The organism is Flavobacterium sp. (genome assembly GCF_024642105.1).
Taxonomy (GTDB): domain Bacteria; phylum Bacteroidota; class Bacteroidia; order Flavobacteriales; family Flavobacteriaceae; genus Flavobacterium.
Map to the genome: position 1 here is coordinate 594,472 of NZ_JAHEBT010000052.1, position 16,099 is coordinate 610,570.

Sequence of the window (16,099 nt, forward strand, 5' to 3'; positions counted from 1 at the left end):
TCTGGAACGCCATCGCCATCCGTATCTCGTGCGCCTGGCGTAGTTGGACTCGTTCCTTGTTGTACTTCGATATAATCCGGAACGCCATCAGCATCCGTATCGATAACAACGTTACCCGGTGTGGTTGGACTCGTTCCTTGTTGTACTTCTACATAATCTGGAATTCCATCGCCATCCGTATCTCGTGCGCCTGGAGTAGTTGGACTTGTTCCTTGTTGTGTTTCCACATAATCTGGAACGCCATCACCATCGGTATCTTTAGCGCCTGGAGTGGTTGGACTCGTTCCTTGTTGTACTTCGATATAATCCGGAACGCCATCAGCATCCGTATCGATAACAACGTTACCCGGTGCGGTTGGACTCGTTCCTTGTTGTACTTCAATATAATCTGGAACACCATCACCATCCGTATCTTTCGCTCCTGGAATAGTAGGACTTGTTCCTTGTTGTACTTCGATATAATCCGGAACACCATCAGCATCCGTGTCTTTAGCGCCTGGAGTGGTAGGATTCGTACCTTGTTGTACTTCTACATAATCTGGAACACCATCGCCATCCGTATCTCGTGCGCCTGGCGTAGTTGGACTCGTTCCTTGTTGTACTTCGATATAATCCGGAACGCCATCACCATCCGTATCGATAACAACGTTACCCGGTGTGGTTGGACTCGTTCCTTGTTGTACTTCAATATAATCTGGAACACCATCACCATCCGTATCTTTCGCTCCTGGAATAGTTGGACTCGTTCCTTGTTGTACTTCTACATAATCTGGAACGCCATCGCCATCGGTATCTTTTGCGCCTGGAGTGGTTGGACTCGTTCCTTGTTGTGTTTCCACATAATCTGGAACGCCATCTCTATCCGTATCAATAGCATCTCCTGGAGTTGTCGGATTAGTTCCTTGTTGGGTTTCTACATAATCTGGAACGCCATCTCTATCTGTGTCTTTTGCACCTGGTACATTTGGATTGGTACCTTGCTGGATTTCTACAGAATCAGGCACTCCATCAGCATCTGAATCCGCATCGATCATCAATGAAATTATTTTAACATCTGAACCCGCAGCATTAAGTGCTGTAATAGTGTAATTAGTGGCTACTTTTGTTACCAATGGCGTTCCTGAAATACTACCCGTAGTAGTATTAAACACCAAACCATTTGGTAGTGCTGGGCTTATTGAATAACTACTAATAACACCCCCAGTATTAGTAGAAACAATTGTAGTCATAGCTACATTAACCAATCCTGTATAACTAGACTGCGCAAAACTAATACTTGGTGGAGCCAAAGTTTGGATGTTAGTATTAGTAGTTGTCGCTGCAGGGTTTCCAAATCCGTCCTGATATACTAAAGTTACGTTATAAGTTGTGAAGCCTAAAGCTGTACCAGAGACAACATTTGAAATTAGTGTTGGATTAGTTCCTACTGTATAACTAAACACAGCTGATGTAGTATTTGTCATCGTCCAAATAATTGGCGAACCCCCTGCTGTCGGCGTAAAAATTAATTTTACTGAACCTGCTAATGGTCCTTCAGAAAGAGTATAATTAAAGTTTAATGTGGTGGATCCCGTTGCATTACTAACAGGCGAAGTCAATACCGGTGTTAAAGTAGTTCCTACATTTACGGTAATTGATGTGGTTGTAGTACAACCATTATTATTTGTAAAAGTAATTGTAGTTGAACCTGTGGTTAACCCACTTACTACTCCTGTGTTAGAAACTGTAGCCACCGCAGGATTTGAAGAAACCCATGGATTAATTGTTGATGCTGTTGTGGTTGAGGTCAATGTGATAGTGTTTCCTGCTCCAACTGTTGTTGCACCTGAAATTACTGGTATTGGAGTCACTGTAATAGCATAATTTGCCGTTGAAGCACCTGAACAATAACCACTAGTAACTGTTGCTCTATAAGTTGTATTTTGAGTCAATGTTGGGGTAATCAATGTAGCATTTGTCGCTCCTGTTAGATCTGTCCAAACAGAACTATCGTAACGTTGCCATTGGATAGTACCAACACTTCCTGACAATGTTAATGTAGATGTTGCTCCTGTACAAATAGCATTTGTTCCAGAAATTGTTCCTGCAATAGATGCTGGCGAAACTACAATAGCGCCCGAAACGTTGCTTGTAACAGCTGGTGTACAAGTTCCGCCCACTACACAATAATAATACAATGTACCTGCAATAGTTGTTAATGGGGTATAACTTGCTGAAGTGGCACCTGTTATTGCTGTTCCTCCTGTCGTAGATACAGTTGTGTTTTTATACCATTGGTAAGTCAAACCTGTACCTGTTGCAGTAACTGTTAGTGCCGTTGCGGTAGTATTTAAACATAATGTTTGAGATGCTGTTGAAGGTTGAACTGTAATTACTGGTATTGGATTCACTGTAATAGCATAATTTGCCGTTGAAGCACCTGAACAATAACCACTAGTAACTGTTGCTCTATAAGTTGTATTTTGAGTCAATGTTGGGGTAATCAATGTAGCATTTGTCGCTCCTGTTAGATCTGTCCAAACAGAACTATCGTAACGTTGCCATTGGATAGTACCAACACTTCCTGACAATGTTAATGTAGATGTTGCTCCTGTACAAATAGCATTTGTTCCAGAAATTGTTCCTGCAATAGATGCTGGCGAAACTACAATAGCGCCCGAAACGTTGCTTGTAACAGCTGGTGTACAAGTTCCGCCCACTACACAATAATAATACAATGTACCTGCAATAGTTGTTAATGGGGTATAACTTGCTGAAGTGGCACCTGTTATTGCTGTTCCTCCTGTCGTAGATGCAGTTGTGTTTTTATACCATTGGTAAGTTATACCAACATTTGTAGCGGTTACTGTAAGCGGTGTTGCAGTAGCATTTAAACATAACGTTTGTGCCGCTGTTGATGGTTGAACCGTAATTGATGGTGCAACAATAGCAACCGCTTTAGTCGCTGTAAATGAACAACCATTCAAAATATAAGTATAGCTCAAAGTAACATTTTCGGACCCTGCACTTGTTAATAAACCTGAAGTACTAATAGTAGCGTTGGCTCCACTAGAAATAGACCAAGTCCCTCCTGAAATTAGATGCGTGTATTGCGAAGTAGTATTAGCACAAATTGATGATGCGCCTGAAATATCTAAATTGTAAACACTCCCCACAAAATTAGAAGTGGTTCCCGTTTTAGTAAAATTGGTTAAGGTACCGTTTGAAGCACTATTCACTGGGTTAACGATACTTGTTACTGCTGCATTATTTCCTTCAGCAACGCCTTGATTAAAATTATAATAGGCAACAAGTCCTGATTCATTACCATTTAATGCACTGTCTTTCGCTTGTTGAATTTGAGTAGCTGTTCTAGCTACATTCCATATGCGTGCTTCATCAATACTTCCATTGAAGAAATTTGATGGTGAACTATTAGTGTACATGGCTCCAATAGCCACTTTAATTGCCGTAACACTGGATGGTGTAATACTACCCGAAGCGGTAACAGAATTACTTAAAACACCGTCAATATATATTTTTAATGAAGAACCATCGAACACACCAGCAATATGATGCCATTCATTTAGTGGCAAACTAGTAGTTGCATTAACTACCCAAGGGGTATATTCTCTTGATAAATAAGGCACCCCTGTTGAACTAATTCCTAACGAATAGTTTCCTGCAACATTCCCATTTTGTTTTGCTATAATTACTGCATTGCTACTCGTTGCAGTAGTTCTTTTCACCCATCCTTCTAAAGTATAATTAGCCGTATTAGTAAATTGTAAACTAGTATTAGTTCCGGCATTATCCAAAACCACATAATCATTTACCCCATCAAAATTCAACGCGCTTCCAAAAGGTTGGGTACAATCTAACACTTTAATTATTGTCGTTGTCGTACAACCACCAGAAGTCGTGTAAGTAATTGTTGTTGTACCTAATGCTACTGCAGTTACTTCTCCTGTTGCCGAAATAGTGGCAACTGCAGTATTAGAAGATGTCCAAGGGGTAGAAGATGCAGGTGTTCCTGAACCTGTTAATTGTAAAGTACTTCCTCCTACTGTCATGTTTTGCGCTCCTGAAATCGTTGGAATCGCATCGACATTAACTGTAATTGCTGTACGCGGACTTTCACATGGATTGGCAATAGAAGTTGATGTTAATGTAAAATCAAAATCTAATGCTGAATTAGCAACATTATTTTGATACAGTACACCTGTTGAAGTATAATTATTTTTTACAGACATTAAGTATATAGAAACACTATTAGTACTAGTAACTTCAAAATAATAGGTCTGATTAGCATTTAAAACAATATTGGAATTTGCAAATGTGAATACAGGATTAAAATAACCAGAACCTGTCATAGTTGCATCTGCAGTTCCTAATAATGCACCTCCAAACCCATTATAAATTTTCACATTTATTACTGGAGAATATGCAAATATCTGTCCAATGGCTAATGAAGTAATTCTACTTGTGGTGGCTACTTGAAATGTTTGCCCAAAAGTAAGTCCAGAAACATAACTTGCTGTAGTTCCTGCGCTTGTACTTGTTGTAATCGTCGATGAATTTTGTTTCTGACTCACATAATAAATAGTTGAAGCTGCTGAACTCGTAGTTGGAGTTGGAGCAGTACTACTTGCTGTCCATCCAGTAGCTGCAGTGTACCATTGTAATGAATAACCACTAGTTGGTGCAGCAGACAAGGCTGTTGCCGTTGCACCTTGGCAATAATTAACAGTCGTTGTTGCTGTTGGAGCAGCTGGTGAAGCATTCACTGTAACAGTAAAATTAGAAGTAGTTACACTCGAACATGGACCACTTGTAACTTGAGCTCTATAAATCGTATTTTGAGTCAAGGTTGGTGTTGTAAATGTCGTGTTAGTTTCTCCTGTTAAGTCCGTCCAAACAGGATTATCAAAACGTTGCCATTGGATATTTCCTGTAGCTCCTGAAAGTGTTAAAGTCGTAGATCCAGAATCACAAATACTAGCTACTGACGAAGCAATAGTTCCAGCAACCGATACTGGATATACTTTTATCAATCCAGAGACATTACTGGTTACCGATGGTGAACAAGTACCACTTACTATACAATAATAATAGGTGTCTGCCGCTGTCGTGGTTAAAGGCGTGTAGCTTGCTGATGTTGCTCCTGTTATTGCTGTTCCTCCTGTGTTAGCTGATGTGGTATTTTTATACCATTGATAGGTCAGCCCAGCACCTGTTGCTGTTACAGAAAGAGCTGTTGCTGTTCCATTAATACAAACATTTTGAGCTGTTGTTACTGGCTGAGTTGTAATAGCAGGAATGTCTAAAACAGTAAACAGCTTCGTGCTTGAAAAAGTACAACCGTTAAACGTAAATGTATAAGTAATAGTTGCTGTACCTAAGGCATTAGCAGTCGCAGCACCAGTACTTGGATCAATTGAAATAACATTAGCATCTGATGTTGACCAAGTTCCTCCAGTATGAGAGTGCGTCAAAGTAGCAATAGCATTTAAACAAATACTTGGTGTGCTTAAAATAGCTGGTCCTGCCTGAACAATATTATTTGTTGCACTATTCATTGTCATTGATGAAAGCGTCAAATGATTCGCATTAGCTGTCAAATCTGTTAAACTTGTAATTGCGGTATTGTTTCCACTACCGATTCCTTGGTCAAATTTATAATAGGCAACCAATGCAGTTTCATTACCCACTAGTTGTGTAGCATAATTAGTTGAAATTTCAGCATCGGTTTTTACGGTGTTCCATACTTTAACCTCATCAATATTTCCAGCAAAATTTCTTGATGGAGAACCGTTTCCTGTTCCGTTATTATATCCTACTGTTAAATTAGCCGTTGTAAAATCAGGAACAAAAGACTGAGTTCTAGTATATGTATCAACTAAAACACCATCCACATACATTTTCATTTGTTTGGTAGATGCATTATAACTTGCCGCCACATGTTGCCATTTATTTAACGTTAAAACATTCGTGGCAGAGGTACGTAATTCCCAACTCCATGAACGTTCAATCATAAACGCCAATGCCCCATTGGTAGCTGTCATCAATTGAAAATCTTGTTTTGCTATAATCCCCGCATAATTATTAAAAGATGTAGGATAAATCCAAGCTTCTACTGTAAAGTTTGTTAACCCTAAAGAAGATGTTGTTGCTTTTGTTAAATAACCTGTTGACGAAAAATTAACTGCTCTATCATACGGATATGGCGCTGCAGGCACTGTAACTGTAACTGCACTAGTTGTTCCTACTGTACAAGCACCGCTTGTTACGTTAGCTTTATAATAAGTCGTTTTTGTTAATGCAGAGGTAGTATAACTTGCTGAAGTAGCGCCTGAAATATCTGTAAAAGTAGTATTATTTAAAGAAGACTGCCATTGAATGGTTCCTGTATTTCCTGTTAAAGAAAGTGTGGTAGTAGTGCCTGAACATAGCGTTGTAGCGGCTGCCGAAGCCGTACCTGCAACAGAAGATGGGCTAATCGTTACTGCCGATACTGAACTCGTCACTGTTCCACAAGAACCCGAAACTACACAATAATAATAGGTAGTCCCTGCGCTTGAAGTGGCTAATGTTAAAGTAGGCGTTTGAGCTCCGCTAGTTGACCCTAGGCTTGTTCCTCCTGTATTTGAATTAGAAGTGTTACTATACCATTGGTACGTTAAACCACTACCTGTAGCCGCTACAGTAATGGTATTTCCTGTACTGGCATTAATACAAATATTTTTAGTTGCCAAGGGTTGTGTGCCAATAGCTGTAGGAGCATATAAGGTTGCTGCTACTGCTTTGGTTACACTGGTTGCTCCGGTAGTAGTTGATGCCATAGTTATGTTACCTGAATAACTATTTGCTGCAATTGACGGTGTGGTTCTTACATATACTGTAGTGGTTGCAACACTTCCAGAACTTTGAGCTAAAGTTATTGCCGTTGGTGTGGTAGTTGTTCCTATCCAAGTGCTTTGATCGGTAGAAACTTGGAAGTTGGTTGGAGGTGTTACTGTTACACCTGCTGTTAAATTTACTCCCGAAACCGTATAATTTTCATAATATGACAACACCGCGATACCTCCTGAAACTATACCTGTAATTTGATCAAATGTAATTTGAGGGTTGGCTGAAGGAAAATTTCCAGCTAAAGCTTTGATTCCTGAATAGGTTGACATTAAATTGTTTAATGATAATGATGAAGCCCCGCTTATTCCCGTCCCGCCAGTTGTATATAAATAAGACCCATAATAGTTTCCATCTGCTGCATTTTTATATACTAGCAATGGATTGCCATAAGAATCAATATATACTAAATCAGATGATGTAATTACAATATCCGTACTCACTGCAGAATGATCCGCTATTACTCTTGGTGTTTTACAATTGGTAATGGTATTTAGCGCAGAACTGCTTAGAGTTATTGTTGGTAATTCACCTATTTTATTGATTAATATATTCAATGCTGTTCCTGTTGAATAAAGAATATCAAATTTGTCATCTTCATTAAGATCTACTAATTTAAAACCATATGATGTAACACTGTTTGATAAAAGAACATTACTATTTATGTTGAAAACAATAGTATTGCTTGTACTTGTACTATTTGGTACGTAATAAAAACCCGTTGACGTTGCATAAATAATATCAACATCGCCATCGCCATCTAAATCTCCTAATTGAATTCCTCTTAATGTTCCGCTGGGCACATTAATTGAAGAAGTAGTAAATGTTCCTGTTCCATTATTTGTTAAAATATTTATAGTTGAAGTTGTATTTGCTGCAATAATATCTAAGTCTCCATCATTATCCAAATCAGCAGTTCTTAAAATACTTGCACTTAAATTAATACTTGGTGATACAGCAATAGAAAGTGAACTTGCGTCATATGCTGTATTATTTGTAACAAAATCACCTACTGAACCATGTAACACAAAAAAATCAACTTTAGCATCACCAGTAAATTCTCCTTCAATTGCAGCAGTAACAATATTTAATGCTGATGCTCCCTGACCACGAGTACTTGCTTCAGAAAAGACACCATTTGTGGAATTATTTTTACAAAAAGTGAAGTAAGAATCCGTTCTATATGCTCCTAAAATGTCAATTCTACCGTCATTATTGAAGTCAGAAGTAATAACATCAGTCGCCAAAAAGTTATAAGTCAACGATGGTGTAAGTGTATATCTTGTATTGAAACTTGGAGTTCCAGAGCTTGAATTATTAATATTAACCCAACCCCCTGTTGATGAAGTTCCTGGTTCAGTTGTCATTAAATCAAGTAAACCATCATTATTGTAATCTCGTAACTGAGCGTAACGAACAGCATTTGCAACTGGTAAAACAGAATTAGTTATTGTATTAACTGTATAATTTAAACTTGAAGGTGTTGAAGAAGTTGCGGCAATTTTTAACGAATACCCGTTATTCATTGCTAAAATATCTAATTTTCCATCAGCATCTATATCTGCTGTTGAATAATTTTTCTCACTTGTAACTACAATACTACCTAAAGACGCTGGTGTGTTTAAATAAAATGAATTACTAACAACTTGAGCACCTAAAGTGGCGCTTTTAATTATAATTTTTGACTTAGAAATTGCACTAAGTTTATTAGTTACATTTACTACTTGAAAGTTATTATATGTTGTTCCTTTTGGAATAATCACAGATAAACTAGTTGAACTAGCGGCTGTAATCGAACATCTCATTCCATCAAGTAATACTACGTTATTTGCTGCCGTAGCATCAAACCCAGATCCAGCGATTGTTACAGTATCTCCCGGAGCTACTGTAGTTGGAGTAAATGATGTAATTACTGGAGGAGCTATTGTCACAGTCAATGTACCAGCGCTTGTTGCTGTACCAACTGAATTAGTTACAGAAATTGTTCCTGTAGTAGCTCCCACTGGAACTGTTGCTGTTATGCTTGTTGCACTCACAACCGTATATGTAGTAGCAGTAGTTCCGTTAAATTTAACTGCAGTTGCACCAGTAAAATTTGTTCCTGTTATAGTAACAGTTGTTCCAACAGGACAGCTTGTAGGAGTAAAAGAAGTTATAGTTGGTGGAGGTAAAACAGTTATTGACTGTGTTGCTTGGCATCCAAAAGAATTCGCGTAAGTAATCGTTACTGTTCCTGCACTAACTCCCGTTACAACGCCGCTAGAATTTACAGTAGCAACAGCCGTATTTGAAGACGCCCAAGGTGATGTTGTACTTGGAGAAACACTTCCTGTTAAAGTTGTAGTTTGACCAATCGCTAAAGATGAGTTCCCTGTAATTGATGCAAGTGATCGAGAACCAAAAGCTGCTAAAATCAATTTTCTTGCACCTGCAGCAATTGATGAACTAATGCTAATATTTACATTTTCACTTCCTAAATCTGCTCTATTGTAGCGAACGTAAACATTGGTTGCGGCAACCGTTCCTGAAACTTGAGGAATTGTTAAAGTAGAACTAAACGTTGTATTATCCAATGAATATTCAAAATTAGTAGCAGCTGCAATAACAATATCTGATGTTAAGTTTGTTCCTGAAATAGAAATTGTTTGAGCCGTTGATGGACTAGCACTACATTGTGTAAATGCAGTTAACGAACATGTTGCAAAAACACCAGATACAGAAGTAATCGTATTGCGGGTAAGACCTATGTTTGTATCTGTGACATTAGAAGTAATCATGTCCACTTTTTGATCTCCATTCAAATCTGCTGCAACTGCATTTCCTCTTACAAAAGTTTGTCTGTTTGAGAAAATAGACGCAGGTGTTCCTGTAGCATTATTAATGTACAACCAAAGATGTGACCACCAAGCTCCTAAATATATTTCAGGATAAGCATCCCCATTTAAATCTAAAGAAGAACTACCTGATGAACCTTCATCTACTAACGTATTAGTATATGTCGTGAAATTGGAACTAGTTAAGCTTCCAGTTGTGTAATTATTTTTTAAGTATTTATTGTAGAGGTAAATATCATTTTTACCATCCTTATCTAAATCATCAACTATAACATATACATGTCCAATTGCGATGTTAAAAGAATTTGACAGCGACAAACTTCCTATTGAAGAATTATTAACAATAACATCTGTTGAGTTTGTTTTTGATACAACGATATCAATTTTACCGTCATTATTTAAATCCCCTAAATCTAGCCCATAAAAACCTGTTGATGATAACGCAATTGCATTTGGAGTGTTAAATACAACTGATCCAACCGTTGAATTGTTTGTAAAAATATTTAAATTACCTCCTGAAACAGCTGCAACATCAAGTTTTCCATCAAAATTAAAATCCGCAATTCGAATACTTGTAGTTGAGGTAGTAACATTGACAGCAGCAGCAAAAGAAATAACACCAGATGTTGATGTATTTCTTAAAATACTTAAACCTAAAGTACTTCCAGTTACAATGTCTAATTTACCATCTGAATCAATATCTGCAATAGCAACTGTTCTAACTGTTCCAGAAACTGTATAATTAATTGGAGAAGAAAAATTACTTGCAGTAAATGTAGTATTGGTTCCTTTTAATAAATTTCTATTGATGTTTATATTATTGACTCCTCCTTTGAATACATCAGGCCAACCATCATTGTCAAAATCGGCAACTCCAACAATTACATCATTTGTATTTCCTGCAGATTCTCCGCCTGCAGCAATATTACTTACTGTAACAGATGCTGCAAAACTTAGTGGGGAAGTTGTGATTGAAGCTATATTATTATTGATTAAACTAAATTTTTTACTTGTTAAAGCTGTTTGTCCGTTGGTTGTTACAGCAATAAAATCTCTTGAACTACCATTTGGAACAATAACTGACAAAGTTGTAGTAGTTGCTGAACTTACTTTTGCTTGAACTCCACCGAAATATACGATATTATTTGCTGGAGTTGCGTCAAAACCAGTACCTGTAATGGTAACCGCATCTCCTACTTCTGCATTTGTTGGTGAAAAAGAAGCAATGGTTGGCGCTTGTGCATTCGCAAAATTGGCAGTTAATAAAAAAACAACAGCCACAAGCTGTTTCAATCGGGTTGAAAAAAGTAAATTTTTCTTCATAAAAGTAGGTTATTTGCGGGGTGAATAACTAAGTAATTCTATTTAACTCGCAAAAATATCTTTTTAGACAAAGCATTATTCTTAATCTAGCAGGAGAGTTGTCAAAAAAAAAATTTTTTAAGACAAATTTAATTCCGCAAAATTCCTACATTTGTGAAAACACCCCACGTTAATGCTACTATACGTTTCTATATTTACAATTTTATTATCGCTAATTCTATTGTTTAGTAATTGGAATATCAATAGAAATGCAACCTATCTTTCGCTGTTTTTAATCAGTTCTTCTGTTTATGGGATAGCGCATTATTTTGTAATGTATGGAAAATCTCCTTTTTGGTTAGCGATTTTTTACAACCATTTTACTCCTTTAATGTTATTGTTAGGGCCTTTTTTACTCTTCTACGTTAGGGGTACTTTAAATGACACCTATACCATAAAGAAAATAGACTTCCTTCATTTTATTCCAGCATTGGTTCACCTAATTGGAATTATTCCTTATACTCTTCAACCGTTTTCTGAAAAACTACAAATTGCGAATGCAATTATTCATAATATAGATACTATTTTAAATATCAACATTAATCTTTTCTACAATACTACTATCAGTTTTATCATTAGACCAGTACTCCTTTTATGCTACATTTTATATTGTATGTATTTACTTTGGAAGCGATTTTCTGTGTCAAATTTTGATTACAATATTCCTAAAAAACAACTATTAATTAGTGTTCGTTGGCTGATTATATTAATTGTTAGTCTGTTTTTTATTGTAATTGAATTCTTAATTATTACTTTTAATTCCATACAACTAAAACCAAGCATTGGACTGATTAATTCCTATCCTTTATATATCTTATCAGGGGTTGCTTACTGTATTATGTCTTTCTCTTTACTTTTGTTTCCCAATATACTTTATGGCATCCCAAGACGCACTCCTACAGAATCCACTAAAAAATCTAAAACTCCAAAACAAGTTCAATTAATACAAGAAGAAGCTACAATTATTGAGGAAGATCCTTTCTTTGATTTATCTGAAAATATCAAAAAATATTTAAATGACGAACGGCCTTTTATACATCCTGATTTTTCAATAAGTGATATTGCATTAGCCCTTCAAGTACCTCAAAATCACGTTTCTTATTGTATCAATACCATTATGCAAACCAAATTTTCTGCATTAAAATCAGATTTGCGGATAGACTATGCGGCAGAATTACTCTCAGAAAATTTAAACGAATCATTTACTATTGAAGGAATTGCACAACAATCTGGATTTAGAACTAGAGCTAGTTTCTATAATGCTTTTAAAGAAAAAATAGGGGTTACTCCTACCGAATTTATTGCTGCAAAAACTAACCCATCAAATATTTAAAAAGAAAAACCTCCACTATTCCTAGTGGAGGTTTTTTTATTGTTGACTTGAAACGTATTGTATTAAAACTTAAATTGTAATAAAATCTCGTTAGTATTCCTGGCTGCTGCAAGTGTAGGTTGTGTACTCATCTCGTAAGCAAAGCCAAACACAAAACGTTTGTTCAGTCTGATGGTACTCATCGCTGCATAGGCTTTATCGGTTCTATACATACCTCCTATCTCAAAATTGTTCTCAATTTGTAACATCGTAGTTAAATCTATGGACGTTGGTGCACCATTGGCATAGCGCAGCATAACCGATGGTTTCAATACCAAAGAAGGCGCCAAATCAAAATCATATCCTCCACTAAGGTAAATATGAGGCCTGTCGGTAGCCGACATGGCGTAACCCGATTGATTCACCGCTTTACTTGTGTTAAGTAATCTTGGAATCGATAACGAAGCATACCATTTGTCTTTCTTCAACACCGCTCCAACTCCAAAGTTAGGATTAAAGGTATTGATTGAACCTAAAGCCTGGTCTGATTGTACATTATACGTTTCTAATCCTGTTGTGTTAACGTCATAGAAGTTCCCTCCTGCTTTGATTCCTAAATACAAATCCATCGTAGCATCCATTTGGATTTTATAGGAGAAATCAACTCCTAAAAACGTTTCTTTCTCTATGAACGTTCTATCATTAATTACAGAAACTCCAATACCCATGTTTTTGCCAAGAGGCGTGCCATAGGATACCGTTTGGGTTTCTGGCGCCTCGGCTACTCCTGTCCATTGTTTTCTCAAAGAACTTGTCCAAAGTGTCTCGTCATTCATTCCAACATAAGCTGGATTGACTAAATTCATGTGTGATTTATAAAAAGCAAAAACACTTTCTTGTTGAGCAAATAGAGCACTACTTGTTAAAAGTAGTGCTAGAATTGCAATATGATTTATTTTTTTCATTGTTCTATTTTTTGATGTGGGGTTTTTATTTTGTAATGTATAGCCAGCCTTGAGCATCGATGGTACCATCTCCATTTAAATCAACTTGATAAAGGTAGGAAACTGCCGATGGCAAACTCTCGTTATTGTCTTTGTAACGTCCGTCCCAATCATTTTGATAATTGTTAGAGTAAAATACTTCTTTACCCCATCTGTTAAATACTCGAACAATACTACCTGGATGATTCTCTATGTTATAAATTACCCAAGTATCATTTACGCCGTCGCCATTAGGTGTAATCGCTTGTGATACATTAATCTCTACTAAATCACAAACATCTCCTCTACCATCATGATCTCTATCGGCTTGATTAGCATTGGCTGTTAATGGACAGTTATCTGCCGTATCTAAAACTCCATCATTGTCATCATCACCATCACAAACATCACCTTGACCATCGCTGTCATTATCTGATTGGTTAGCGTTTGGTGTCAAAGGACAATTATCTAGGCTGTCTGGAATTCCGTCGTTGTCTGCATCTAAATCTCTAAAATCAGGTATACCGTCATTGTCGGTATCTTTAGGAGTAATTCCTGTTCCTTTTTCTAGCGCATCAGTAGTACCATCATTATCTGAATCCAAATCTCTAAAATCAGGAATACCATCATTATCGGTATCCAATGGAGTGGTTCCGGGTCCTTTTTCTGTAGCATCGGTAATACCGTCATTGTCTGAATCCAAATCTCTAAAATCAGGGGTACCGTCATTATCAGTATCTCTTGGGGTAGTTCCAGGACCTTTTTCTGTAGCATCGGTAATACCGTCATTGTCTGAATCCAAATCTCTAAAATCAGGTGTGCCGTCATTGTCAGTGTCTAATGGAGTGGTTCCAGGACCTTTTTCTGTAGCATCGGTAATACCGTCATTGTCTGAATCTAAATCTCTAAAATCAGGGGTACCGTCATTATCAGTATCTCTTGGGGTAGTTCCAGGACCTTTTTCTGTAGCATCGGTAATACCGTCATTATCTGAATCCAAATCTCTAAAATCAGGGGTACCGTCATTGTCAGTATCCAATGGTGTAGCTCCAGGGCCTTTTTCTATCGCGTCGGTAATACCGTCATTGTCTGAATCCAAATCTCTAAAATCAGGGGTACCGTCATTGTCAGTATCCAATGGTGTTGCTCCAGGGCCTTTTTCTATAGCATCGGTAATACCGTCATTGTCCGAATCCAAATCTCTAAAATCAGGAGTGCCATCATTATCAGTATCTAATGGTGTTGCTCCAGGACCTTTTTCTATAGCATCGGTAATACCGTCATTATCTGAATCTAAATCTTTAAAATCAGGTGTGCCGTCATTGTCAGTATCTCTTGGAGTAGTTCCAGGACCTTTTTCTGTAGCATCGGTAATACCGTCATTGTCTGAATCCAAATCTCTATAATCAGGAGTACCATCATTGTCAGTATCCAATGGTGTGGCTCCAGGGCCTTTTTCTATCGCGTCGGTAATACCGTCATTGTCTGAGTCCAAATCTCTAAAATCAGGGGTACCGTCATTGTCAGTATCTCTTGGAGTGGCTCCAGGGCCTTTTTCTATAGCATCGGTAATACCGTCATTATCTGAATCCAAATCTCTATAATCAGGAGTGCCATCATTATCAGTATCTAATGGTGTTGCTCCAGGACCTTTTTCTATAGCATCGGTAATACCGTCATTATCTGAATCTAAATCTTTAAAATCAGGTGTGCCGTCATTGTCAGTATCTCTTGGAGTAGCTCCATTTGGTCCTTTTTCTATTGCATCGGTAATTCCATCATTATCCGAGTCCAAATCTCTAAAATTAGGAGTGCCGTCAGTATCGGTATCTACTACTCCGTCTACTGCATTAGGGATTCCGTCATTGTCACAATCAGAAGCATTCCATGCTGTGCTTGGCGCTAATGTTCGACTAGCCACAACAAAATCACATGAGTTCGCTGGAGAGGTTCCGTCCAAAACTTCTTGACTATCTAAAACTCCATCGCCATCAGTATCTTCATCTACATTAGTTACTGTAACAGTTAAAGTTTGAGTTGTACTATTCCCTGAACTGTCTATTGCTTTTATGATAACAATATAAGTATTTGTCCCTGAAGTATTTCCGTCGGTTGAATTTTCGTAATCAGGTGCCGAGTTAAATGTTAAAACTCCTGAAGAACTGATAGTAAATTTTGAGGAATCTTCCCCTCCATTTAGACTCCAAGTTACAGTCTTATCAGCGGTAAAGCTATAAACGGAAGTGCTATTTTCTGGGATTGTTTTATTGCTTGTTGATCCAGTAGTTGTACTATTCCCACTTGGTCCAGTAATGACTGGAGGAACAGAAATAATCGTTAATGAAACTGCTGTTCTAGTTAAACTTGTACAACTGCTATTTGAGCTTTCTGCATAATATGTTACTGTGCCAATGGTATTCAAAATTGGAGATGCAACGAGTTGTCCTCCTGTTAAAGCATTATACCAACTAATTACTCCTCCTGTTGCAGAAGCCGTTAGAGTCTGAATAGGATTACTTTCATAAACCGTTTGGTTACCTCCCGATGTTGGAGCAGCTGGAGTAACTGGTTGAGCGTTCACCGTAACACTTGTTGATGCTGAAGAAACACATGATGAAGCGTTCTTTGCTGTAACTGTATATGTTCCTGGCAAAACTCCTGAAAATATACCTGTTGTGTTAGTGTAATTTGTACCATCAATACTAAATGACAAACCTGTT

General features: G+C 37.4%; 4 protein-coding genes. 1 reads left to right on the top strand and 3 read right to left on the bottom strand.

From position 1 onward, the window contains the following. A partial coding sequence (locus Q0L65_RS08180; RefSeq protein ID WP_296685148.1) for a LamG-like jellyroll fold domain-containing protein occupies positions 1 to 11,045 on the bottom strand: 11,045 nt, incomplete at its 3' end. Between the two features lie 172 nt (positions 11,046 to 11,217). Between Q0L65_RS08180 and Q0L65_RS08185 the strand changes: the two genes are divergently transcribed. Next, on the top strand, positions 11,218 to 12,417 hold the full coding sequence (locus tag Q0L65_RS08185) for an AraC family transcriptional regulator (protein WP_296685150.1): 1,200 nt from the start codon (positions 11,218 to 11,220) through the stop codon (positions 12,415 to 12,417). Positions 12,418 to 12,479: 62 nt separating this feature from the next. On the opposite strand, the gene Q0L65_RS08190 is transcribed toward Q0L65_RS08185, so the two are convergent. Continuing rightward, a complete protein-coding gene (locus Q0L65_RS08190; RefSeq protein ID WP_296685152.1) occupies positions 12,480 to 13,361 on the bottom strand; it encodes a type IX secretion system membrane protein PorP/SprF in 882 nt (293 codons plus the stop codon). Between the two features lie 25 nt (positions 13,362 to 13,386). Further along, positions 13,387 to 16,099: thrombospondin type 3 repeat-containing protein (locus Q0L65_RS08195; RefSeq protein WP_296685153.1), on the bottom strand; the 2,713-nt coding region annotated here is incomplete at its 5' end.